16 protein-coding genes are annotated in these 25,623 nt (G+C 60.1%); 13 read left to right on the top strand and 3 right to left on the bottom strand.

The features are described 5' to 3' along the window. Window positions 1-71 precede the first annotated feature (71 nt). The 4 genes from VL547_RS15325 to VL547_RS15310 are packed head-to-tail and all read left to right on the top strand — an operon-like array spanning window position 72 to window position 6,250. The gene (locus tag VL547_RS15325) at window positions 72-1,292 is read left to right on the top strand and encodes a FecR domain-containing protein (RefSeq protein WP_325579336.1); all 1,221 of its coding nucleotides are present in this window, start codon (window positions 72-74) and stop codon (window positions 1,290-1,292) included. A 33-nt stretch (window positions 1,293-1,325) separates the two neighbouring features. Continuing rightward, complete coding sequence (locus VL547_RS15320) at window positions 1,326-4,559, top strand: SusC/RagA family TonB-linked outer membrane protein (RefSeq protein ID WP_325579334.1); 3,234 nt, start codon at window positions 1,326-1,328, stop codon at window positions 4,557-4,559. Between the two features lie 3 nt (window positions 4,560-4,562). Next, window positions 4,563-5,909: a RagB/SusD family nutrient uptake outer membrane protein gene (locus tag VL547_RS15315; protein ID WP_325579332.1), complete on the top strand. Its 1,347-nt coding sequence runs from the start codon at window positions 4,563-4,565 to the stop codon at window positions 5,907-5,909. 11 nt (window positions 5,910-5,920) lie between these two features. After that, window positions 5,921-6,250, top strand: a complete 330-nt coding sequence (locus VL547_RS15310) for a hypothetical protein (protein ID WP_325579330.1) — start codon at window positions 5,921-5,923, stop codon at window positions 6,248-6,250. On the opposite strand, the gene VL547_RS15305 is transcribed toward VL547_RS15310, so the two are convergent. Then, entirely contained in the window at window positions 6,239-7,408 is a 1,170-nt protein-coding gene (locus VL547_RS15305) for a DUF3738 domain-containing protein (RefSeq protein WP_325579327.1), read from the bottom strand. The genes VL547_RS15310 and VL547_RS15305 overlap by 12 nt on opposite strands. 113 nt (window positions 7,409-7,521) lie before the next feature. Here VL547_RS15305 and VL547_RS15300 point away from each other — a divergent pair, with 113 nt between their 5' ends. Both VL547_RS15300 and VL547_RS15295 read left to right on the top strand, forming a co-directional pair. Next, window positions 7,522-9,033 (top strand): HAMP domain-containing sensor histidine kinase, encoded by a 1,512-nt coding sequence (locus tag VL547_RS15300; protein ID WP_325579325.1) that lies wholly within the window; start codon window positions 7,522-7,524, stop codon window positions 9,031-9,033. A 14-nt stretch (window positions 9,034-9,047) separates the two neighbouring features. Next, window positions 9,048-9,752 carry a response regulator transcription factor gene (locus tag VL547_RS15295; RefSeq protein ID WP_325579323.1) on the top strand — a complete coding sequence of 235 codons (705 nt, stop codon included), beginning with the start codon at window positions 9,048-9,050 and terminating at the stop codon, window positions 9,750-9,752. A gap of 95 nt (window positions 9,753-9,847) precedes the next feature. Here the strand turns inward: VL547_RS15295 and VL547_RS15290 are convergent, their stop codons facing one another. Beyond that, on the bottom strand, window positions 9,848-10,246 hold the full coding sequence (locus tag VL547_RS15290; protein ID WP_325579321.1) for a DoxX family protein: 399 nt from the start codon (window positions 10,244-10,246) through the stop codon (window positions 9,848-9,850). Window positions 10,247-10,441: 195 nt separating this feature from the next. On the opposite strand from VL547_RS15290, the gene VL547_RS15285 reads away from it, so the two are divergent. Then, window positions 10,442-10,903, top strand: coding sequence for a hypothetical protein (locus VL547_RS15285; protein WP_325579319.1), 462 nt, complete (start codon window positions 10,442-10,444; stop codon window positions 10,901-10,903). Between the two features lie 75 nt (window positions 10,904-10,978). Beyond that, window positions 10,979-12,313 (top strand): sigma-54 dependent transcriptional regulator, encoded by a 1,335-nt coding sequence (locus VL547_RS15280; protein ID WP_325579317.1) that lies wholly within the window; start codon window positions 10,979-10,981, stop codon window positions 12,311-12,313. On the opposite strand, the gene VL547_RS15275 is transcribed toward VL547_RS15280, so the two are convergent. After that, window positions 12,310-14,808, bottom strand: coding sequence for a hybrid sensor histidine kinase/response regulator (locus VL547_RS15275; RefSeq protein ID WP_325579315.1), 2,499 nt, complete (start codon window positions 14,806-14,808; stop codon window positions 12,310-12,312). The two genes, VL547_RS15280 and VL547_RS15275, sit on opposite strands and share 4 nt — an antisense overlap. 57 nt (window positions 14,809-14,865) lie before the next feature. Here VL547_RS15275 and VL547_RS15270 point away from each other — a divergent pair, with 57 nt between their 5' ends. The 5 genes from VL547_RS15270 to VL547_RS15250 form a co-directional block, all read left to right on the top strand. Further along, window positions 14,866-16,470 (top strand): DUF6377 domain-containing protein, encoded by a 1,605-nt coding sequence (locus tag VL547_RS15270; protein WP_325579313.1) that lies wholly within the window; start codon window positions 14,866-14,868, stop codon window positions 16,468-16,470. Between the two features lie 185 nt (window positions 16,471-16,655). Then, window positions 16,656-19,817, top strand: a complete 3,162-nt coding sequence (locus tag VL547_RS15265; protein ID WP_325579311.1) for a TonB-dependent receptor — start codon at window positions 16,656-16,658, stop codon at window positions 19,815-19,817. 60 nt (window positions 19,818-19,877) lie between these two features. Then, window positions 19,878-21,674, top strand: coding sequence for a RagB/SusD family nutrient uptake outer membrane protein (locus tag VL547_RS15260; RefSeq protein ID WP_325579309.1), 1,797 nt, complete (start codon window positions 19,878-19,880; stop codon window positions 21,672-21,674). Between the two features lie 66 nt (window positions 21,675-21,740). Continuing rightward, the gene (locus tag VL547_RS15255; RefSeq protein WP_325579307.1) at window positions 21,741-23,288 is read left to right on the top strand and encodes an endo-1,3-alpha-glucanase family glycosylhydrolase; all 1,548 of its coding nucleotides are present in this window, start codon (window positions 21,741-21,743) and stop codon (window positions 23,286-23,288) included. Between the two features lie 26 nt (window positions 23,289-23,314). After that, window positions 23,315-25,623: glycoside hydrolase family 31 protein (locus VL547_RS15250; protein WP_325579305.1), on the top strand; the 2,309-nt coding region annotated here is incomplete at its 3' end.

The following is a 25,623-nucleotide window of genomic DNA, read 5'->3' as shown; positions in this document are numbered from 1 at the left end:
CCACGATGGTGTCTTTTTGACAACCCCACGTTTTACCTGGGAAGAAAGACGCCAGCAAGCCAAACCATCTTATGGAAAATGAACAATTACAAAAAGCCTTCAGGATAGCTGAGCTTATCCAACTTTACCAGGAGGACCGCCTCCCGGAGGAAGAAGCCGCTCAGCTGGACAAATGGCTGGCGGAAGACCCCGGACACCAGCAGCTGGTGGACGAATGGGACAACGAAACGACCGTTGAACAATATATGGACACGTACCTCGGCGTTTCGGACGCAGAGGTTGCCTTTGAAACCAGGATTGCCCCGTACCTGCACCGTCAAGAACATTCGCAAAGGCAATACCAGAGCTATTGGTTGACCGGCATTGCGGCCGGTTTGCTTGCCGCAACGCTGGTCACCGCCCTCTGGTTCGCCAACCGGAAGGAAACGCCCCGGGTGGCACAGGTCAATCCGGCAAAAGCGCCGGTGGTCTATACGGACGCGGGTAGGAACCGGGCGGAGCTGGTCATGTCCGACGGCCACCGCTACGCCCTTGACGAAGTGCCCGTGGGCTGGGTAGCCATCGACGGCGGAACGCATATTGTAAAAAAAGAACAGGGCATCCTGGGGTATGATGCGGCAGGAAATTCTGCAACCGGCACCCCCAGGAGCTCCGCCCTGAATACGATAACGACGCCAAGGGGCGGTCACTACAAGGTAGTGCTGCCCGACGGGACGGTCGCCTGGCTGAACGCCGCCTCTACCCTGCGCTTCCCCGTCGCCTTCGACGGCAGCGCCCGGGAGGTGACGCTGGACGGAGAGGGCTATTTCGACGTGACGCAAAAAGCAGACGCCCCCTTCGTCGTACACCTGGATCATTCCAACACCGACATACAAGTGCTCGGCACTCGCTTCGACGTGCTGGCCTATGAAGATGAACCTATCTGCAAGACTACCGTTCTGGATGGCTCTGTAAAGGTTACCGCTGGCACTGGGGCCAGCGGTACCTTACAGAAAGGCCAGCAGGCGCAAACCACCAGGAACGGAACCATCCGGGTGGTCCGGGCGGATGCAACGGCATCCATCGCCTGGACCAACGATCGCCTATCCCTCGACCGGGACATTACCGACATCATGCGGGACATTTCGCGCTGGTATGACGTTTCCGTGGAATACCAGGGAGACGTGACCGGCCGGGCTTTTGCCGGTTCCCTTTCCAGGGACAGCAGCCTGACCTTTGTCCTTCATGCCCTGGAGGCGACCGGGAGTATTCATTTTACCGTGGAGAAGGGGAAGGTCATCGTAATGCCGTAGCGCATGGCTGCAAGACTGACTATCCTTATGCTTATGATCTGGACCTCTATCATACACGCGCAGGCCCCCCCTGTGTCCATAACCCTCCATGTCCGGGGGGCGCGGCTGGAGGAGGTGCTTGGTTCGATCGGCCGGCAGTCCGGTTGCTATTTCGTGTATGATATCGCGCGCCTGCGCGAAGCCGGCAAGATCACCCTCAACCTCGACCGCGTATCGCTAAAGGAAGCCCTCGACCGCGCGCTCGAGGGACAACCGTTCGGCTATGCGATCTTCGATAAAACCATCGTCATCAGGTCCTCTACGCCACCGCTTCCAGTCCGCCCCAGCGCCCTCGTGGTCAAGGGAAGGGTCACCAGTGAGAAAAAAGAGGCGGTACCTGGCGCGACCATCGGTCTGAAGGGTTCGGGCCGGGGTGTATTCGCCGGTGAAGACGGCGTATTCAGCCTGACGGGCGTGCACCCGGGCGACACCCTGAGGGTGAGTTGTATCGGGTACGAACCCAAAGACATCCTGGTGAAGGGGAGCGTTCCGCTGGACGTAGTCCTGCATACCTTCGCCAATACGCTGGACGAAACCGTTATCATCGCCTACGGCAGGACCACGAAACGGCTCAATACCGGTTCGGTGGCAAAGGTCACCCGGTCCGAGCTCGGGTTACAACCGGTGGCCGATCCGCTGGCCATGCTCCAGGGAAGGGTTCCGGGTCTGCTGGTTACGGCCAGCAGCGGGGTTCCGGGGTCCTACTACAAGATACAGGTGCGGGGCCAGAGCTCGATCCTCCAGGGCTCCGATCCGTTGATCGTCATCGACGGCGTGCCCTATGCGCCCAACAACACGCCCCTGAACCAACTGGCCTTTGCGGCCAACCCGGCGGGAAACGCGACGACCGGGGGGTTGAGCCCCCTGGCGCTGGTCAACCCGGCGGACATCGAAAGCATAGAAATCCTCAAGGACGCCGACGCCACCGCGATTTACGGGAGCCGGGGCGCAGCAGGAGTGATCCTGATCACGACCCGCAAAGGCACCGCCGGCAAAACGGGGTTTACGATCGACGCGTATACCGGTTTTGCCGGCGCTACCCGCACCTTGCGATTCGAAGGGACACCGGCTTATCTGGGTATGCGGCGGGCGGCTTTTGCGGGAGACGGGGTCGCGCCCACGTCCATCAACGCGCCCGATCTGCTGGTCTGGGATACGACGCGGTACACCGATTTTACAAAAATGCTCATCGGCGACTGGGGTAAGACCACCGACGTGCAGGCCGGTCTCTCCGCGGGCAGCGACGAGACACAGGTACTGCTCAGCGGCAACTATCACCGCCAGGAGAGCGTCTTTCCCGGTTCGCTGGGAGACCAGCGGGGCGGGGTTTACGCCAGCGTCAGCCATCACTCCGCGAACAAGCGGTTCGCGGCGGACTTTATGTTCAACCTGACCGCCGACCACAACGCCAGTATCGCCCAGGACCTGACGGCGGACGTCAACCTGCCGCCCGACTACCCGGCTCTCCGGGACGCCACCGGCAAGCTGAGCTGGCAGGCAGCAGGGATAACCTTCGCGATCAATCCCCTGGCCTACCTGCTGGACCGCTATGACGCGCACACCACCAACCTGCTGACGCACCTGCAGCTGACCTTCCAGGTCGCCCGGGGCCTCAGCCTGAAGGCCAGCATCGGTTATAACGCCCTGCAGGTAAACGAGACCGGTATCCAGCCTATCGCTGCGCAAAACCCGGCTACGAGCCCCACGGGTTTCGCGCAGTTCGGGGATCGTTTTATGCGGAACTGGATCGCGGAGCCGCAGGCGGAATACAGTACCCGTGTGGGTAAGGGACGCCTGCTCGTGCTGGCGGGGACCACCTGGCAAGGGTTGAACGGGACGAATGAGCTGACGTCCGCCTATGGCTACCGCGACGACGCCCTTTTGGGGTCGACCAACGGCGCCGCCGGACTCAGCACGGTCAACACGGGCTCGCTCTATCGCTATGAAGCCGTCTTCGGACGCCTGACGTATAACCTCGGGGATCAGTACCTTTTGAACCTGTCCGCCCGCAAGGACGGATCGAGCCGATTCGGCCCGGGAAAACAATTTGCCAGTTTCGGTGCAGCGGGCGCCGCGTGGATATTTTCCAAGGCGCCCGCCATCCGTACCCTTTTTCCTTTCCTGAGCTATGGTAAATTGCGGGCGAGCTACGGGATTACCGGGAACGACCAGATCGGCGACTATCAGTACCTCGACGTGTGGAGCTCCACACCCTATCCCTACCTGGGCTCTCTCAGCCTCTACCCGGTGCGGTTGTTCAACCCCTATTATAGCTGGGAGATCAACAGGAAGCTCGAGGGAGCGCTGGAGCTGGGTTTTGCGGGAGACAGGATCATCAGCACCACCGCCTGGTACATGGACAGGGGCGGGAACCAGCTGATCCGGTATGGGCTCCCGTTGCAAACCGGTTTCAGCGGCATCACCGAAAATTTCCCCGCCCTCGTGCAAAATACCGGCTGGGAAGAAGAGCTGACCACGCGTAACATCGTCACCCGGCATGTCCAGTGGACAACCACCCTGAACCTGACGCTACCATTCAATTCCCTGAAGTCTTTCCCCGGTATCGCGACCTCGTCTTATTCCAATCTCGTGGTAGGACAACCGCTATCCGTCGTCGACGGTTTCGTCAGTAAAGGCGTGGATTCCACCACGGGAGCCTATGCGTTCAAGGACGTCAACAAAGACGGCCAGATCACCTATCCCGAGGACTACGTCAAAAACATCGCCCACCTGGCGCCCACCTTTTTTGGCGGTCTTTCGACCACCCTCCGTTACCGGGCCTGGCAGCTCGACGCCCTGGCTTCGTTCCGTATACAAACGGGCGCCAACTATTACTACTACTATTACAACAACGGCTATATCCCGGGCACGATCTACAACCAGCCCGTGCAAAAGGGAACGGTCTGGACCAACCAGGAAAAACCGGCCTCGATCCAGCGCTATACGGCGGGGTATAATTCCACGGCCTACCTGGCCGGTTATGACCTCGCGAACTCCACGGCGGCGTATACCGACGCGTCCTTTATCCGCCTGACCAACCTGTCGCTGTCCTACACGCTGGACGGCGGCCTGGCCAGGAAATGCGGGATGACCCAGCTACAGGTGTTTGCCCGCGCCCAAAACCTGCTGACATACACCCGCTATAAGGGCGCCGACCCCGAAACCCAAAATGCATTTGTGCTGCCGCCGCTGAAAGTGGTGGCGGCGGGGCTGCATTGTCAATTTTGAGCTATGAGGCGTTGCATCACATACCTGATCCTGGCCGCTCTGGTTTCCTGCAAGAAATTCGTGCAGGTGGACGCGCCCGCGGGGGGCACGGCCAACGCCCAGGTCTTCTCCAGCGACGCCAGCGCCACCGCCGCCATGAATGGCGTCTATAGCCTGATGATGGGCTCCAACAACGCCTTTACCGCAGGCGCCGTTACGATCTATGGCGGTCTCAGCGCCGACGAGCTCTTCAACACGACGCCCAGCCCGCTGCTGGATCAGTTTCACCAGAATACGCTCATCTCCAGCAACAGCCTCCTGGTGACCAACTGCTGGGGGGACGCGTACAGTTATATCTACCAGGTGAACGCCATCCTCGATGGGCTGCCCAAATCCGCCGCCCTGAGCGCGGAGGTCCGGGAGCAGCTGACAGGGGAGGCGGAATGCGTGCGCGCTTTCTGTTACCTCTACCTGGCCGACCTGTTTGGGCGCGTGCCGCTGGAGACCGGGACGGACTATACGATCAACGCCACCATGCCCCAAACGCCCAGGGCGCAGGTCTATGCGCAGATCGTGACCGACCTGCTCAATGCGCAAAACCTGCTGACCCCCGCCTATCCCACGGCCGGTCCCCTGAAACCCAACCGCTGGACGGCCGCCGCCCTGCTGGCGCGCGTGTATTGTTACGAGCGCGACTGGGCGGACGCGGTAACGGAAAGCAGCAAGGTCATCGACAGCGGAGGGTATCACCTGGCGCCCAATCCGAACGACGCATTCCTGGCCTACAGCCCCGAAGCGATCTGGCAGCTGGCGCCCGTGGTCCCCGGGTTCAATACCTTCGAAGGCTACGACTTCATACCCGCCGACGCCGGGACGGCGCCCGCTTTCGCCGTCGACACCACTCTGGTGGACGCGTTCGAACCGGGCGACCTCCGGTTGGGCGCCTGGCTGGGCAAACGCACCGTCGGCGGACAGACCTACTACTACCCCTACAAATACAAAATCCAGTCTGGCAGCGCGCATACCGAAAACTATACGATGCTGCGCTTGTCGGAACAATACCTGATCCGGGCCGAAGCCCGCGCCGCGCTCGGCGACGCCATGGGCGCGGTGGCCGATCTCGACACGGTGCGCGTGCGGGCCGGACTGGGACCCGTCGCCACGGCTTCCCCTGCCGCGATCCTGCAGGAACGCCGGGTAGAGCTTTGTTTCGAATGGGGCCACCGCTGGTTCGACCTGACCCGGAACCAGGCCTTTTCCATGGGGTTCTTCCAGCTCAAGCCCGCCTTCACGCTAAACGATACCCTTTACCCGATACCCCTTTCCCAACTACAGGCCAACCCATCCCTAACGCAAAATCAAGGATACTAAACATGAGCAAGATGAAAGACAGAAGCCTACAACTTCCCGACGTAGCGGATCTGCCGGAAGAGGTACTCGTTTCCCTGGTCAAAGCGGGGGAGACAAAGGCGTACAAGTATTTCTTCTGGGAATATTGCGATTATATCAATCTCCTCACGCACTCGCTGCTGCCGAGTGAAGAAGATGCCCGGCTCGTCATGCAGCAAATCATGCAGGAGGTATGGACCAAGCGCAAGAAATCCTATCTCAGGACGCCCCTCAAGCCCTTCCTCTACCAGGAGGTATACCGCAAATGCCGGCCATACCTATCGGATAAGAAAAAACCGTTGCTCACCCGTCTATTTAAATAGTACCAATACGTCTATTTTCCGCTGTACTTTTTCCAGCCGGAACCCTAATTTCTCCACCGCTGCCGTTACATCCGCCCGGGTCCTCAGCACGTTTTCCGTGTGGATGTCCCATAGGCCCTTTAAATTTGTCTCGTCCACTACGGGAAGGTCCAGCTCGTTGGATAAATAGTCGGCAAATACCTTTATTTGGACGGCTATGCCATCAAAACCCTCACCCGAGAAAGAGACCGATCCCTTTCCCGTTTCATTCCGCCGGATGAGCGGCCCGGTTCCCATTTCGAGCGCGTATACGTCGATAGTACGCTTCTCCATCCTTCCTTTTATGGGCAGCAGGATATTCAACACGGCTTGCGCGAGTTGTCGCAGGCTGTCTTTTCGGGTGGCGGGCACGACGATGTCCACGCAATACCGGTTGGAGGTATCGTCGAAATTGCAGGCTTCTATTGACGTTATGCCTTCATAGACTACCTGTTTATCCGAGTGGATATCAAAAGCGTCCTTGTACAGGATCGACGGGCAAACATTGATCCAGCTCAACCGCCTGTCCTTGAACGGCCCGGTCGGGTAGGTCTTACCCATGGGTGTAGTGTTTGGCCGGTAGCCTTCGACGGTGATCCGGCTGACCGTTGTGCTATCGAGCGTAAAGGGGTCGCCCTCCGCGTTTTGGCTACCGGTTTCCCCGTTCGAACGGATCTTTTCCCCCTTGAGCGCGCCATCGATCATGCGCTGATCGATCGAATCCGTCCGCACGATCGCCAGGACGCGGCCATGGGCGTTGACCAGCGCCGCCTGCCCCACGTAGTCGAGGGCAAACTGGCGGTACCAGTAACCTGAGGTATCGGAGGCCAGCCAGAGATGGGAGGGCTTTCTTTTCAGGTAGGCTTCCAGGCGGTTTTTCGGCTCGTTGGATATCCCGATGACGCGTAGCTTGCCGGCGTTTCTTTGTTGGAGTTTCGCCAGGCTGTCCATCTCAGGGATACAGGGGCTACACCAGGTGCCCCAGAAGTTGAGTATGGTGAGCGGGGCGCCGCTTTTTGCGGGGTCGACCGTCGTATGGGGCGCGCCCAGGGCGGGTAGCGGGTGGGTGGGGAGGCGGTCGCCGGGGCGCAGGGCGCCCGGTTGCGGGAGCGCCATCATCAGCAGCAGGAGGTAGGTCATTTTTTTTCAAATATCCGGCGCGCGCCGCTCCGGGTGCGTTATGACCGCGTTACCGTACGTTAATGTATGTTATCGACCGGTGCGTTTGTACCGCGTGGGACTTATTTTAGCGGATGGCCGTCAAAACCCGTTTGCTCCTGTGGGGCTGTGTCCTGACCGTGGCCGGCGTGATCGCGCTCCAGTTCGCCTGGCTGGCGGACTATTATGCGGCCGCCGGGCGGCAGTTCCGGCAGGAAATCAACCTCGCCTTTGAAGACGCGGTAAAAAAGGAATTCATGTTGCGGTGCGATACTATCGAAGAGACCGTCTTCAACCGCGTCATGGACACGTCGTTTTTTCGCATCACCGCCAGATGGTCGGCGCACTTTGGACGTTATATCTATCGGGTGAGCAACAGCCGCGACCCGCACGACCTGGCGGAGTTCAGCCACGACCAGCTGGATTTTCCGATCGCCGGGCCGGACGATGCCCGCCGTGCCCTCGTCGCCCGGCGTTTTGCCCGCACGCTCAGGGAGGAGGACCTCGAGCGGCACATCGTTTTTTTCAGAACCCAGTCGTTGGGCAACTATGTCGAGGCCAGAACGCGCTCGCTGCCGTTCGATACCGCCAGGCTCCGTCCGCTCTACGCCGCATACCTGGCCGAAAGGGGGATACGCGAGCCCTTCCGGCTGCAATATTCGGACCTGGACAGCACCTTTAACCAGGTCCGTACGGGCGACCGCCGTTATCCATACATCAGCAAGGCTTATCCCACCTATATTTATGACCAGTCGCCGGGGCAATACGTACGGGCGCTTTTCGGGCCGCCGCGCGCGTACCTGTTCGGCAAGATGATCGGGCTCCTGGCGGGATCGCTCCTGCTGAGCGTCCTAACCGCCCTTTCGCTGGCTTATCTGCTCCGCACCCTTTCGCGCGAAAAAAAGCTATCGGCCGTCAAGAACGACTTCATCAACCACCTGGGCCATGAATTCAAAACACCGCTCAGCACCATCTCGGGCGCCCTCGAAGCCCTCGAGGAATTCGACGCGCTCGGCGACCCCGCCCGCTCGCTGCGGTACATACGGATGGCCCGCGCGGAGACGGAAAGGCTGTCCGGTATGGTATCGACCGTCCTCGACCTGGCGCTCTACGAGCGAAGCGATTTTGCTCTGACGCCGGCGGCCGTGGATGTAAGCGCGTTGCTGCGGTCCTTTGCGGAGCGGTACGGCGTGCACGCCGAGCTCCCCGTGGACGCGACATCGCCCGCGGGCGCACCGCAACCACCCGCGGGCGCACCGTTGTTCCTCCGGGCGGATGAATGGCACCTCACCCGCGCCCTCGACAACCTGCTCGACAACGCCGTCAAGTATTCTCCGGCGGCGCCGGACATCACCATCCATTGTAGTGCGAACGGCGGGTTCCTCGTCATTGCCGTCACCGACAACGGTTACGGTATCCCCGCGTCGGAGCAGCCCCTGATCTGGGATAAATTCTACCGCGCGCCCGCCACCCGCGCGACCGTGAAGGGACAAGGCCTCGGGCTGAGCTATGTCCGCACCGTCGTCGAGAAGCACGGCGGATGGGTTGCCGTCGCCAGTGATGGTGAGGGGAAAGGGAGTACATTTACGGTTGCGTTTCCGCTATGACTGCCGCGCCACATATGACCGCCGCCCCTCGCACAGCTCCGCGCATATTGCTCGTCGAAGACGAACCGTCGCTGGCTGGGATCATCAAGGAAAGCCTCGAGGCCCGCGGTTTTGCCGTCGCGCATACGCCGACCGCCGGGGACGCGTGGGCGCAATACCGCGCTGACCGGCCCGACGCGGTGGTGCTCGACGTCATGCTGCCTGATGGCACCGGGTTCGACCTCAGCCGGCGGATACGCACCGCCGACATCGAAACACCCATTCTTTTCCTGACCGCGCGATCGCTGCCGCAGGATGTGGTCGAGGGTTTCGAGGCCGGTGGCAGCGATTACCTGAAAAAGCCCTTTAGCCTGTCCGAGCTGGTCATACGGCTAAAGGTGCTGCTCAGCAAACACCGTGTGCTCGTGGAAACCGGGACCACCCTGCCCGAAGCCGGCATTGGCGGCTATCGTTTTGACGCGGCCTCGTGCCTGCTGACCTTCCAGGGGCACGAGCGCCGCCTCACCGCGCGGGAGTCGGATATCCTGCGGCTGCTGTATCTCCACCGCAACCGGGTCCTCGACCGGAAGTCCCTCCTTCTCAGCGTCTGGGGCAATGACGATTTTTTCTCCGGGCGCAGCCTGGATGTTTTTATCACCAAGCTCAGGAAATATCTATCGGGCGATCCATCGGTGAGGATCGTCAATGTCCGGGGCGTGGGGTACAGGCTCGTGGCCTGAGGCGCGCCGCGGGGCCTCCGGGGCGGCGCAGGCCTCCAGGCGTTGCTGGGCCTCGGATCGCTCCGGGTCCCCGGGACGTCCCTCCGGGTTGTCGCCTAGCGGCCCCTACGGCCGTCCAGGGAGATCGTATTGTAATCTATAAAGAGGAGCAACGCCGCAAAGTTCAGCGCGTAAAAAATCTGGCTGAAGACGTTCTGCCATCCCTCCACGAGCGTCGAGCCGAAAATCAGGATCAACATCAGCAACCAACCCAGGTTGAGCGCAAACCGCGTGAACAACCCCACAATCAGCAATACGCCGGCCAGCAGCTCCAGGAACGGTAACGTATAACCGAAGGGGAGAACCAACCACTCCGGCAGGAAGGTCTTATCGAACTCCGTGGCCATTCCCTGGGCGAATTTATCCAGCTTGGGCAGCCTTTCCAGGCCATGTCCGAACATGCTCAGCGCAATGGGTAACCGGGCCATGAGGTAGACCCGGGGGTAATTTTTCATACAGGTTGTATTAAGACCGTAAAAGTAGGCCTTCCACACGGAATTCCGCCCCAACCTGTGGCGCCATTCCACAGGTCGCGTCTGTTAAGGGTTTTAGAAAGCCACTGATTGCGAGCGAGTTTTTTACGTTTGGCACACTGGCACCATTCTTCGACTGGTATATACGAATTACAAAACACGCAAAAAATCATTGTTATGAAAAAAACCTTATTATCCGCCACTGCCCTTCTCCTCTGCGGAGGACTGGTCACCGCCCGAGCCGCGTCCGCAGACACCTCGGCCATCGCCCGCCCCGACACCGCAGCGCGTTTCGACACCGCGGCGCGCTTTGACACCGCTGCACGGTTCGATACTGCCGCCCGTTTTGACACGGCCGCTTTCGATACCGCTGCGCGATTTGACACGGCCGCGTTTGACACGGCCGCAAGGTTCGACACCGCCGCACGCGCTGCCTTTGACACCTCCGCTTCTATACGCGACACTGCCGCATTCCGGGATACCGCTGCGCACCACGCCGTAACGGATACCGCCGTTGCAACCAAGAAAGACACTTCGGCCAGGATCGGCAATGCGCCTTTCGTGGGCGCAGCTGTAGCCGACACGTCGAAACCCGCAAAAGATACAACCAAGAAAAAAGGTGGGGGGAAGATCGAATAAATCGGGCATTTTTTATCATCCCCCCCACAGTTCGAAAGCCGGATTCGCTCCGGCTTTCGTATTTTTGTGTCACCTATGTCAAAGATCCTGCTGGTAGAAGACGACCTGACGTTCGCCCGTTTGCTACGGGATTTTCTGCATAAATATGGGTATGAAATAGATACGGTCAGGGACGTAAAGGGAGGCCTCCGCCAACTGGAGTCCGAGTCCTATGCCCTGCTCCTGTTGGATTACCGGCTGCCGGACGGCAACGGTCTCGAGGTCCTCACCCACGCCAGGACCAAGGGCCTCGCGACCCCCGCGATCGTGATGACCAGCTTCGACGACATCCGCACGGCCGTCAAGGCGATCCGTTCGGGCGCCTTTGACTACATTACCAAGCCGGTCAACCCGGAAGAACTGCTGATGGTGATGACCTCCGCCATCGCGCCCGTCGAACAGCCCGTTGCCGCCAACCCGCAACCGGACTACATCAGGGGGGAAAGCCCGTCCGCCGCCAAGTTGTACGAATACATCGACCTGGTGGCGCCCACGGATATGACCGTGATCATCCAGGGAGAAAGCGGCACCGGAAAGGAGTACGCCGCCCGCTGCATCCACCTCCAAAGCAAGCGCGACAGCGGCCCCTTCGTGGCCATCGACTGCGGGGTACTTTCCCCGGAACTGGCTTCCAGCGAGCTTTTTGGCCACGTCAAGGGTGCCTTTACCGGCGCCGCCGCGGACAAGAAGGGATTGTTTGAGACGGCCAAGGGCGGCACGCTCTTCCTGGACGAGATCGGCAACCTGGGTTATGATACCCAGGTGAAGCTGCTCCGCGCCCTCCAGGAAAAGACCATTCAGCCCATTGGCGGTACGCGTACCATCCCGGTGGACGTCCGGCTGATCGTCGCCACCAACGAAGACCTGCTGGCTTCGGTCCAAAAAGGCGACTTCCGCCAGGACTTATACCACCGCCTGAACGAATTCAAGATACAGGTGCCCCCGCTGCGGGAACGCGGAGCCGACCTGGACCTCTTTATCGCGCACTTTGTCCGCTTGTCCAACGAACAGCTGGACCGTCGCGTCCACGGCCTTTCCCAGGAAGCCACCAACGTCCTGCACCGCTATGACTGGCCGGGCAACCTCCGGGAACTGCGGAACGTCGTCAAGCGTATGGTACTGCTGGCAAAAACGGACATCGCCGGCGTCGAATGCCTCCCCGACGATATGGAGCTGTCGGTTTCGCTCGACAACCAGCCCGCCGCTGCCGATCCGGGCACCGACCTCAAGGCCATCCAGGAAGCCAACGAGCGCTCGCTGATCGAAAAGACCCTTCGCGAGGTCCGTTATAACAAGTCCAAAGCCGCGCGCCTGCTCAACATCGATCGCAAGACGCTTTATTCCAAGATAGAGCGGTATGGCCTGGATTAAGCCCCGATAGGCGTCTTCGGCGTACCCAGCCCGGCCGCCCTTTCCTCCGCCAACCGGATCAATTCGTCGAGTTGTCCGCCCATGTCCTGCAGACGCGCTATAGTCGCGGCGTCCAGTGCCCGCGAGCGCGTCAGCATTTTTTCCATGCGCCTGAAATCCGCCGCCAGCCTTCGTCCGCCGACCTGTCCCGTCCTTCCCGCAATACGGTGTACGAGTAACAGGACGCCATCGATATCGAGATTGCCCAGGTGCCCTTCCAACAACGCCTTGTCCTCGCGCTGATCCCGGGCGAATTGCCGCAGCATGCGGGTAAGTTGCGCCGCGTCGCCAAAGGTCATGCGCTCCATTGCCGAAAGGTCTAGCTCCGGGAGCGTTCCCGCGGCGGCAGGCGCGGGCACGGCAGGCGGTTGCGCAGGCGCGCCCGCGGCCGACGCGTAGAGCCCGAGGAGCGACTCCTCGGTAAACGGCTTTAGCAGCAACCCATCGAAACCCCCGGCCAGCACCTGCGCCTGCTCGTCCGGCAGTACCTGCGCGGTGAGCGCGAAGATGCGGACGTCGGATGGGATGCGCGGTCTCAGCGCCGCGCAGAGCTCCAGGCCATTCATACCCGGCATGCGTATATCGAGGAGGAGGTACCCGACGGCCGGGTCCCAGGGTTCGTTCAGCAGCGACGCGGGCGTCGGGAAACAGCGGTGCGGCACGTTATGGCGACTGAGCATCCAGGAGCACACGTCCAGGATGAAGGGATCGTCGTCGAGTATCCATGTCACTCTCTGCGAGAGGTCCGCCAGCGGGAACGTGGACTCCAGGGCGGGGGCCGCGGAAGCCGCGCGGGCGCAAGGCAGGCTGACGGTAAAGACGCTACCGGAACCGATGACGCTGGAGACATTGAGGATGCCCCCCTGGTTTTCGATAAGGGCCTTGCTGATCGGCAGTCCCAACCCGGTTCCCCCGACGCTGTGCCGGTCTTCGGCCTGCTCGAATTCCTGGAAGATGCGCTCGAGGTCTTCCGGCGCGATGCCGGGCCCGGTATCCGTGACGGTGCACACGAGGACGCCGGGCGCATCGTACCCGACGGCAATATCCACCCACCCCGCAGCCGTGAACTTTATCGCGTTCCCAAGCAAATTATACAACACTTGTTTGAGCCGGAACGGATCCCCCTCGAGGCCCAGGCCCTCCGGAAACGAAAAGTGCGTTGTCAGCGCCAGCCCGCGCGCGTCTGCCTGGAGGCGCATCACGGATACGACTTCATCGAGTAGAACGGGGAGGGAAAACACCTGGTGGGTGAAGGTGAACTTTCCGGAAACGATGCGGTTGTAGTCGAGGACTTCGTTGACGATCTGCATCAGGTGCTCGGCGGAGTGGTGCAATGCGTCTATGTCGCGCTTCCCCGCATAGCCCTGGGCGCGGATGCGCTCGGAATAACCGACGATGGATTGGAGCGGGGTCCGGATCTCATGGCTCATGTTGGACAGGAAGCGCTGTTTGGCCTTACCGTGGTATTCGGCCAGATCGCGGGCGTTTTCGATTTCCTGGCGGTAGGTATTGCCGCGGGCGATGTCGGACAGGATAAAATATAACAGCACGGCTGTGATCAGGAAAAACGAAAACATAATGGCGTTGATACGGGTGATGCCCGTGTGCACGACCTGTTCGGCCCGCGCGTTGCTGGCTTCCATTTTCTCCACGGCGTCCTGTTCGACCTGCCTCAGGACGAGCACGATCTGGCTGTTGAGCCGGTCGCTGGCGGCTGCCAGCCCGGCTTCGCGGTCCAGGAACATCGCGGAGCGGAGGCGGCGGTTGCGCTCCAGGTTTTCCATGGCGGCGTCGATATGCCGGACGGTGGTATCGGTGGGCGCGGTGGCGATGGTGTCGACGTGGGTGTGCATTTCTTCGTGGACGACCTGGTAGGGGGATGCGCCCGGTTCCGCCGCCGTTTTCTTTTTACTACCGAAAAGTTTGCGCAAAAAACCGCGCGGCGCCTTTTCATGCGGCTGCTCCGCCCCGGGGTATACCGTGGTGGTATAGGATTTTCTTTCGGTGGTGACGACGGTCGAATCCTTTTGCGCGGCCTCGGGGCGCTCGCGGAGAGTGCGTACCTGCTGGCTGAGCGAGCTGTCCCCGAGCATATCGGCCCTGACCTTCAGGTAGTCGGATACGAGCTTGTCGCGCTGGGCAAGCAGCCGCCCGAGCGTGTTGACCTGGGCGAGCCGCAGCGAATCGCCCGCGTAGAATTCGCGGAGCGTATCGATCAGCAAATGGATCGGCCGCAGGTCCTGCCGTTCGAGGCCCTCCAGGCGGGCGACGCCAGCGGATAATTCCCCGGCCACCCGCCAGGGCGTGGAGGGCGCGGCGTTGTGCTGCACGGCCCCGAGCATCTGGCGGAAGGCGATCTTGCTCACGCTCCACGCCAGAACGAGGGCGCAACATGCCAGGACCACCGCCGTGATGACCTTGCCCCTGACCGATCGGGTTAATCCGCTCCTCGCCATAGTACCTTTTATACAAAATTAGTACCATTACATTAAATCCTTAATTTAGACCCCGCTATGAGGTCCCTCCACGTCTGCTTGCTCTCCCTCCTGGTCATAGGCTCCGGAACCGTCCTGGGCGCCCCCGGGCGGGACAGCCTCCTGGCGGCCCTGAACAAAGCCATCGCCGAATCGCCGAAATACGATGAGCAGAAGCTGCAAAGGATCGCCGACCAGGAGCATAGCCTGCTGGAAACGACCGGCGAAAGCGAGACCTATGACCGTTGTCTCCAGCTCTTCAATGAATACAAGTCGTTCAAATACGATTCCGCCTATGCCTATGCGCGCAGCCTGGATAAAGTAGCCCGGGCCATGAACGACCCGGTCCGGATCATGTACGCGCGGATCCAGCTGGGCTTTACGCTGGTGTCCGCCGGGATGTTCAAGGAGACCTTCGACGTCCTGAGCACGCTGGACGCGCGGAACGCGCCCGACAGCATACGGGCGGAGTTCTATTCGCTCATGGGCCGGTATTACTATGACCTGGGGGATTTCGACAACGACCGCTTTTACACCGGAACCTACAACAAAAAGGGGAGCGCCTACATCGACTCCGCGCTGATGCTTTACCCGCCCAGCTCCTTTCCATATTCTTACTACCAGGGGCTTCAGGCCCTCAAGGCGGGAAAGGTGGAGGAGGCGTCGCTGAATTTCCGCAGGATCATCCGCTGGCCGGACCTTACGCACCACCAGGTGGCGCTGGTCGCCTCGACGCTCAGCGACATCTATATCCGGAAAGGAGAAAGAGATTCCGCCATCGACCTGCTGATCCAGGCAGCCGTCGCGGACATCGAGTCTTCCACCAAGGAAACCTCGGCCATGCTCAACCTGGCCGAGCAGCTTTTCCAGCAGGGAGACGTGAGGAATGCCTCCATTTATATCGAACGGGCGATGAAGGAAGCGGTGTTTTATGGCGCACGCCAGCGGAAAATACAGGCGGGCGCCATCCTGCCTATCATCGAGGATGAAAAGATCGCGGCCGTGGAAGGACAGCGCCGGGTATTGTTCGAGTACGCCTCGATCGTCACCTTGCTACTGCTGGTGGTTGTCGCCCTGGCTATCGTCATTTTCCTCCAGGTCCGGAAGCTTCGGATGGCGCAACGCGCCTTGTCCAAGGCCCACGAGCACACCCAGGAGATCAACCACCAGCTGGAAGAGGCCAATAAGATAAAGGAGGAATATATTGGATATTTTTTCAATGTCAACTCCGACTACTTTACCAAGGTGGAAAAATTCAAAAAAGCCATCGAACAAAAGCTGATCGACCGGAAATTCGAAGACATCCGGTACCTGACCGGCAATATCAACCTCAAAAAGGAGAAAGAAGAGCTGTTGCAACATTTCGATAAGGTGTTTTTGAAGTTGTTCCCGCACTTCGTACAGGACTTCAACGCCCTTTTCAAACCGGAGGACCAGGTGCACCTCAAGGAAGGCGAGCTGCTCAATACCGACCTCCGGATATTTGCCCTCATCCGGATGGGCATCGGCGACAACGAGAAAATCGCCAAGATCCTCGAGTATTCGGTCAACACCATATATACCTACAAGACCCGCATACGGAACCGCTCCCTGGTCCCCAACGAAACGTTCGAAGAACGGGTGATGCAGATAAAGGCGCTTTAAACCCTCGGACACCATCTATATATAAATAATCCTAATATCATAAATACACATTGTAAATCAATCGCATAGGGAAAGCAGATACCCCCAATGGGGGAATATTTCCTTGATCGCCCTTAGATAACTTGTCATGCCCTGGTAAGGTTTCTTTCTTTACCCCCGAACGATTCCAAATCAAAACCACTGTTATGACAAAAACGCGATTGCTTAGGAAAGGACTCCTGCTGCCTTTTCTTCTCGCCCTGGCTTTCCTGGTCCACGCCCAAACCAAGCCCTTTACCGGGTCGGTGCACGATGACAAAGGGAACCCGGTAGCCGGCGCCTCCGTCCTGGTAAAGGGCAAAAAGACCGGGACCACTACCGACGCCCAAGGCAATTTCTCCCTCACCCTACCCGCTGCCACCCGTTCCATCCAGGTCTCTTATGTGGGATACGAATCCCAGGAAATCGCGGTCACCGGCCGTGTCAGTGTGGAGGTCAGCCTCGTACCCACCCAAGGCAACCTGAATGAGGTGGTCGTCGTGGGTTACGGGACCCAAAAACGAAAGGACGTGACGGGTTCGGTCTCCTCCGTGCGGGGCAACTCCTTTAAGGACCAGCCGGTGACCAATGTCACCGCGGCCCTCCAGGGACGGGCCGCGGGGGTCGAGGTCGTGAGCGGCTCGGGCGCACCTGACGCCACCCCGACCATCATCATCCGGGGCGTGTCCTCCCTCCACCAACCCGCTCCTTTGTATATCGTCGACGGGGTCCGGGTACCCGGGGACAACATCAACATACAGGACATCGCTTCGGTCGACGTCCTCAAGGACGCCAGCGCCACCGCCATCTACGGCTCGGCCGCTGCCGGCGGGGTCATCGTGATCACCACCAAAAAGGGGTTGGGCGGCAAACCCGCCATCACGTTCAGCGCACGGTACGGGGTCGTCAAACCCAAGCTGGTGCACCTGCTGGATAAAAACGGCTTTATCAAGCTCGAGGACATCGTCGCGCCGAAGTATTTCACCGGGGCCACACAGCTGGATACGCTGCCCAATACGGACTGGGTCAAGGCCCTGTACTCCGACGGGCGGGAGCAGAACTACAACCTGTCCGTTTCGGGCTCCACCCCCGTGGTCAACTACCTTTTCAGCGGCTTCTACAACGACGCCAAAGGGGTCTACCTCGACAACGCCTCCTCCATCGGCGGGGCCAGGGTCAATACCGACTTCAAGCTGGCCAACTGGTTCAAGATCGGGGAACAACTGTCGGTGTCGCAGCGCAAGACGTCACCCCCCGTTCCCGGGCGGAACGACCTGGGCTACCACAACGCGCCCTTCAGATCGCTGCCGATCATCCCCGTCTATAACAAGGACGGCTCCTGGGGAACCGCGCCGCCCAACTACAACGGCTTTACCTTTAGCGGTCCGAACCCCGTCGGGGCCATCGAGAACGCTACCACCCAGAACGTAAAGAACAACTTCAACAGCAACGTCTATGCCGAGGTCAAACTGCCCCTGTACCTTACCTTCAGGGCCAACCTGGGCTACGACTACTACCTGGAAACCCAGGACTATTTCCAGAACGCCTTCAACTACGGCCCCGGCTCGGTACAAACCTTCAACAGCCTGAACAAATACTATATCGAAAGCACCCAATTGCTGCAGAACTATGTGCTGACCTTCGACCATACATTCGGTAAACACTCGATCAACGCCGTGGCGGGGTACGAGCAGATCACCAACGACTACAATACGGAGAACGCGACGATGACCTCGACCGGTCTGCCGGGTTTTTCGTTCATACAAACCTCCGCGTCCAACATATCGCTGTCGGGCTACCGTGACCCCCAGGGGCTGATTCAGTCCCAGTTCGGTCGGCTCAACTACAACTATGACGGTCGCTATTACATCTCCGGCTCCATTCGCCAGGACGCCAACTACACGGTCTTCGGACCCAATAAACAAAAGGGCGTTTTCTCCGCCGCTTCGGTCGGCTGGAATATCAGCGACGAAAACTTCTTCAAGGCGCTCACGCCGGTGGTCAACAACCTGAAGCTGCGTGGCAGCTATGGCACCATGGGGAACAGCGCCATCCCGCCCTATACCTATACGGCAACGTATTCGCAGTTCACCGACGCGGGCGGTCTGGCCTCCGGTGGCCAGAACTTCGCCCCGGGCGCGCCCCTCGTGATCGCCAACACCTTCAATGCCATCCCCAACCCCAACCTGCACTGGGAAACCGTTACCGAAACCAACGTGGGTCTGGACGGAGAAGCCTTCAAGGGCAAGCTCTACTTCAGCGTGGAATGGTACAACAAGAAAACGTCGAACATGCTGTACGCCCTGACGCTGCCCTTGAGCTCCGGTTTTACGGCGCCCTACTTCGTCAACATCGGGAGCGTGAACAGCAAGGGTATCGACCTCCTGGTGGGATATAAGGACAACGTGGGCGGTCTGGGTTACGACGTGACCTTTACCGCGGGATTCAACAAGAACAAGGTCACCACCCTCGACGGTATCACCAATGACGCCCTGTACGACGGCTACAACTACCTCAACTACGGGGACCAGACCTTTAATATCATGCCCAACCTGCCCGTTACGATCACCAAGGCCGGGTTGCCCTTTGGCTCCTTCTACGGCTACAAGGTCACCGGGATGTTCAAGACCGACGCACAAGCCTCGGCCGACGCCGCCCAGCCCAACGCCCATGCGGGAGACCTGATCTTCGCCCACGACGGCAAGACCGGCACGACGATCAACCCGAACGACCGCCAGGTGATCGGGAACCCGAACCCGAAGATGGTCTATGGCGTCAATATCCGCCTTAATTATAAAAACTTCGACCTGGCCGCCCTCTTTAACGGCGTGGCCGGCGTACAGCTGTTCAACGGCGTAAAGGCGTACGAGCAATTCCCCTACGCCGACGGCAACACCACCGGCAAGGTCTTTGGCGATTCCTTCCTCGGATCGAACGGACTGACGTCGCAACCCCGCCTGGGCGTGGCCAATACGTCGAACAATACTTTCGCGCTGGACCCGAACGGGAACTATACCACCGTCAACAGCTACTTCGTCGAAAACGGCGGCTATCTGAAGCTCAAAAACCTCCAGATCGGCTACACCTTCTCCAATCCCCTGTTCAGCAAGGCCGGGATAAAGGGTGCGCGTGTTTTCGTCATGGCCAACAACCTCTTTACCATCACCAAATACACCGGTCTCGATCCCGAAGTCGGCAGCGGGTATTCCGCCGCCGCCCAGTCGGGTTTTGTGGGCAACACGGTAGGGGTCACTACCCGGGGCATAGACGCCGTACCCCAGTATCCCCAGACCCGGATCTATTCCGCAGGCCTGGACGTGAATTTCTAGAGCGCCCCGGCGCCCCGAAGGCGCCGCCCGCGAACCAAAAAACATTAAATGCAACGAATCATGACAAAACGATTATATACCGCCCTGGCCATCCTGATCCTGGGCGCCGGCTGTGCCAAGGACCCTTCCCTGGTCGGTCCTCCCAACGCCTATTCCACGACCAACTATCCCTCCACCATCGACGGGTTGAACAGCGTGCTCGCGCCCTGCTACTCCAACCTCCGGGACCCGGGTTTGTTTGGATTCCACTTCCTCCCCAAGGCCATCTCGAATTCAGAGCACGCGGTCAATTCGATCTACGCCGGCGACGCGGCCTGGAACGACATGGCGGCCGTGAACGTGCAGTCCACCAATGAATACGTCAACGAAGCCTGGCAGGTGCTCTTTACCGGGGTCAAGAACTGCAACGTCCTGCTGGCCGGCGCGGACCTCTTTACGCAGCACTACGCCAAGACAACCGACCTACCGGAGGTGGCCCTCATCAGGGGACAGGCTTATTTCCTGAGGGCGTATTATTATTTCGAGCTCGAGTGTCTGTATGGCGAAGACAACGTGCCAAACCCCACGCCATCGGACACGCTGGGCGTGCCCATCTTTAACGGCGTCCCCGCCACCCTCTCCGAGAGCCAGCAGCCGCGGAGCTCGATCAAAAGCGTCTGGGCGCTGATCGAAAGCGACCTCCAGCAAGCCGCCACCCTGCTAAAAGGCCAGGTCTGGACGGGTAACGACGTTGGCCGCGTCACCGACCTGGCCGCCAAGGCTCTCCTGGGTAAGGCGTACGTTTTCACCAAGGATTACGCTGATGCCAAGACGATACTGGCCCAGGTTATCGGCAGCGACAAGGGTCTCGTCAGCTACGACACCCTGCGGGGGGAATTTATCGGCGTCACCGGATACAAGTTCAACCGCGAATCTCTTTTTGAGCTCAACATCGACCAGAACTCCTACGGCGGATACGGCGTGTATTCCGGCGCGGCCAACTCCACCACCATCATGGGGCTGATCTGGCCGCCCTGGGCTGTCGGCTCGGACGGTACCGAAACCAACTGTACGCCCCTGGGGTATGGGAACGAGATCGCCCACTGGAAGAACGTGCTGCGGTATGGGTACAAATTGGGCACGTACAACCTGGTGGCCAACCCGAACTATAACGCCGGCAAAGGCCCCGCTTATAACAACCCGCAACAGGTCATGGACCCCGTCTACAAGGCAGCCGCGCTGGCTGCCCGGACCAACGGAACGGTGGACCCCCGCCTGTACATCAGCATGCTGCAACCCTGGGTGGATTCGGTTTCCCCCGACGGACAACACTGGTACCCCGTATCCAGGCCCAACTTTGAACAAGGACCCGGTACCTACGGCTGGAGCATCCGCAAATACACCCCGGTATTCAACAACATCAACAACGTCGGGCCGGCCGACAACGTAAACCTCCACCTCCTGCGGATGGCGGACGTATACCTGTTGTACGCCGAAGCCTGCGCCAATTCGAGCGATGCCGGGGACGCCCTGGAGTACATCAACAAGGTCAAACGCCGCGCCTACGGCTACCCGGTCAACGGGTCGTCGCCGGTGGACTATCCCAGTCTCACCGCCGCGACGATGGCGTCCGATCCCGCGCTGGCCAACAACCCGCTCTACTACGAACGGTGGGCGGAGTTCTTTAACGAGGGCCAATGGTGGCTGGACGTCTGTCGCTGGCACCTGGGCCCCAACGAGGCCGCGTTCTATGGATCGGCTTATAATGCCACCGGCGGGACCCTGAGCTGGAACGACAAGGGATATGCATGGCCCATCCCCTTGAATGAAACCAACTCGAACCCGCTCGTAGCCACTCAACAAAACCCCGGTTATTAAGCCCACGCGTTGCTACCGTGGCCCGGTATCGAACCGGGCCGCGGTAGCAACGTCTTCAAACACGCTATGTTTAGAATACTCTTTTGCTGCGCAGCCGCCCTGGCGGCGGCCTGCGGAGCCTTTGCCCAGGACAGTCTGAAGAACAGACCGGAGCTGAGCCTCCCGATGACCAACCGAAAGATCGTCGTGGCGCACTGTATGACCAACATCATCCGGTTCAAGGGCCACCCGTTCGAAGACAGCTGTAACCCCGATTACTATTCCCTGACGGGTAACCCCACCGCGCCCATTGGCGGCCTCACCCAGGTCCTCCCCATGGAAGATACCCTGCTGAACGGTGCGCCGCTCGACAGCGCCGTAGCCTTCGACCTGCGTGCGGCCCGGGCCAGCGGCATCGACGCCTTCCAGTTTTATTATCCGCTGCATACGGAGTCGTGGGACGAGATCATCGAGGCGTATTTCCGCGTATCGGCGACGCTGCACATCCCCTTCTCCTTTACCTTTTGTATCTCCCATCCATCGGGAGGCACGCAGGCGGAGCGGGTTGACGGTTTTGCGAAGCGTATCAACGGGATCATGGACAAGGTGGGGCGTAACAACCCGCGCTGGCTGCGGACACCGGATGGGCGGTTGGTGGTGTATCTCTGGCAGGGCCAGGGACTGAGCGATGAACCGACGTCCGCGCGGGCCGTCGCGGGGGCGTTCCAGGCGCTCGCCGGCGCGGTGCACGAGCGTTTTGCCTGCGTATACGACATCAACGAGCAGATCACGCCGGCAAAGCTCAACGACTTCCTCGACTACTTCCCCGCGTGTTGGATCTGGACGCTCCCTTACCATGACGGCTATATCGGGAACCTCGTGGCCGCCACCTGCGCGACCCGGCGCCGGACCTTCGAGGGTTCCGCCTTTTGCGACTTCTATACGTCCAAGCTCCTGCTGCGGGGCACCTGGAACATCCAGTCCGCGCAGGAAGCCGTCGCCGCCGGTATCGGCCGCACGGACCGGAGATACATCGCGACCGGTCTTTCCTATAATTTCCGGAAACTGCTCGAATTCGGCATCGGTCACGACGTTCCCGTCATCAATATCATCACCTGGAACGACTATCCGGAGGGCCATCACCTGGCACCGGAGATCAACCACAACGAAGGCTTTTCCGTGTTGTTGAACTACTATAAGAGCGTTTGGAAAAAAGAGCCCTCTCCATATGCGGGCAGGGATGTGGCGGTGGCGTTCTACAAACGCTATGCGCACACGACGGCGCCATCTCCGTATAACTTTTTGGTAACGCCCGTCGAGACGGGTATCGATCCCGCGTCGGAGGACTCGGTAGAAGTCGTGACCCTGCTCGACAAACCGGCCACGCTGACCGTCGGCGACGCCTCCGTGGTGGTGCCGTCGGGTTGTCACGCAACGCGCTTTTTCCAGGCATCGGGGACCGTGTCCGTCGCCATCAGCCGCGGGGGACAAACGGCGCTCCGTTTTACCACCCCTGTGGCGATCACGCTGAAGCCGTTGCGCACCAACCGCCTGACGTACTCCTATAGTAGCGAGCACCAGGCTTTCTTTACCCCCCTGGTGGGGGATCGTTCTCTTTGGCCCCTTCCACAATAAACCGGCTTCTCCAAAAATCGACCGTTATGAAGTTGTACAGCTGTATCCTGTTTTGTTCGATCCTCGCCCGCGCCTCGGCGCAAAGCCCGGTAGTAAGCGTCGGTTCCGTCATCTCCGCCTCGGTCGACAACCAGACCGTCCATGTGAAAACCGCGGCCACGCTCATCGACGTCACCGTGTACGCGCCCGGCGTGGTGCGCGTGCGCGAAGGCGGCGGGCCGGACTTCTCGTATGCGGTCGTGGGCACGGTACAACCGACGCACGTGCGCGTGGTGCCATCGGCCGAGGCCATAACGATTGTCACCGACTCGCTCACCGCGGTCATTGGTAAGCATCCGTTCCGGATGACCTTCCTGACGCCGGCCGGCGATACGATCAATACGGATGAACCCGGTCTCACCACCTCCCGTATCGGAACAGAGGTCACCACGTATAAGCACCTCCAGGAGGGCGAGCGTTTTATCGGCCTGGGGGAGAAAACGGGGGACCTCGACCGCCGCGGGAATGGCTATGTCAACTGGAACAGCGACTTCTACGGCTACTCCGTCACGCAAGACCCCCTTTATTCCTCGATCCCGTTCTATATCGGCATCCACCACGCGCTGAACTACGGCCTCTTTCTCGATAACACCTCTGAAACCACGTTCAACTTTGGCGCCAGCAACAACCGGTTTTCGTCGTTCGCCGCGCGGGAAGGCGGGATGAACTACTATTTCATCTACCATACCCGCGTGGCGGACATCCTCCGGGACTACACCTACCTCACGGGGCGTATGCCCCTGCCCCCGCTCTGGAGCCTCGGATACCAGCAGAACCGCTATAGCTACTTCCCCGATGTCCAGGCGCTCAACATCGCGCAGACGCTCCGGGCAAACCGTATTCCCTCGGACGGTATCACGCTGGACATCCTGTACATGGATGCCTATAAGCTGTTTACCTGGAACCCAACGCGGTTCCCCGACCCCGCCGGATTCATCCGGCGCCTGCATGACCTGCACTTCCACCTCACCACCATCGTCGACCCGGGGATCAAGGTGGAGAAAGGGTATCCGGCCTATGAAAGCGGGATCGCCGCTGGCGTCTTCCTGAAATATCCCGATGGAACGGACTATACCGCCAAAGTCTGGCCGGGCTGGTGCCATTTCCCCGACTTTACGTCCGCAAAAGGACGCGACTGGTGGAGCGACCAGGTAAAGGCGCTGTCGGCCCAGGGCGTATCCGGTATCTGGAACGACATGAACGAGATATCGACGTGGGGGCAGCAGGTGCCGGCCAACGTGCTCTTCGACTACGACGGGCGGGGCGCTACCATGCAAGAAGCGCACAACGCGTACGCGCTCGAGATGGTGCGCTCCAGCTATGCCGGCGCCAGCGCCTCGGGGCTGCGCCCCTTTGTGCTCACGCGGTCGGGTTTTGCCGGCCTCCAGCGTTACAGCGCGATCTGGACGGGCGACAACCGCGCGGAAGAGAACCACTACTTCACCGGCGTCCGGATGCTCCAAAGCCTGGGGCTGAGCGGGGTCGCGTTTACCGGGATGGACGTCGGCGGTTTTACCGGTAACCCCAGCGCCAGTCTCTATACCCGCTGGATGGAGGTCGGCGCCTTTATCCCCTACTACCGCAACCATACGGCGCTCAACACAAAATCCTCCGAGCCCTGGACCTTTGGGGAGGACGTCCTGGACATATCGCGCAACTACATCGGGCTCCGGTATACATTGTTGCCGTACATCTATTCGACGTTCTACGAGGCTACGCAAAACGGGATGCCCGTATTACGCTCGCTGGCCATCGACTACACCCACGACCCGCGCATCTACGACCCCGCCTATCAGAATGAATATCTTTTTGGCCCGTCCCTGCTGGTCGCGCCGGTAGGCGGGGACGCGACCTACGCACCGGTATACCTGCCCGGCGGTCCCTGGTATAACCTGTACAATGATTCCGCCGTCTCGGGTAGTTTTGTCACCCCGCTAACCATCGACCGGCTACCCGTCTATGTGCGCGGCGGCGCGATCATACCCGTACAGTCGCTCATCCAGTCCACGGAGGAGCAACCGTCGGATACGCTTTGGATACACGTGTACAACGGCGCTTCCGGCCGCTTTACTTACTACGAGGACGACGGCTCGACGTTTAAATACCGCGACGGCCAATACTATCGCAGGGACCTGACCTTCGATCCCGCGGCGCGGACGTTTACGCTGGGCGCCGTTACCGGCTCACTCCCCAGCAAGTTCGGACACATCCGGCTGGTGCTGCACGGCTTTGGCGGTGACGCGCGCTACGCCTTCCTCCCACCCACTGCACGCGTGAATGCCCAGGCCGACGACGC

The organism is Dinghuibacter sp. (assembly GCF_035492835.1).
GTDB lineage: Bacteria > Bacteroidota > Bacteroidia > Chitinophagales > Chitinophagaceae > Dinghuibacter.
Note: the sequence above shows the minus strand (reverse complement) of the source record. Positions and strands in the feature narration are given on the sequence as shown.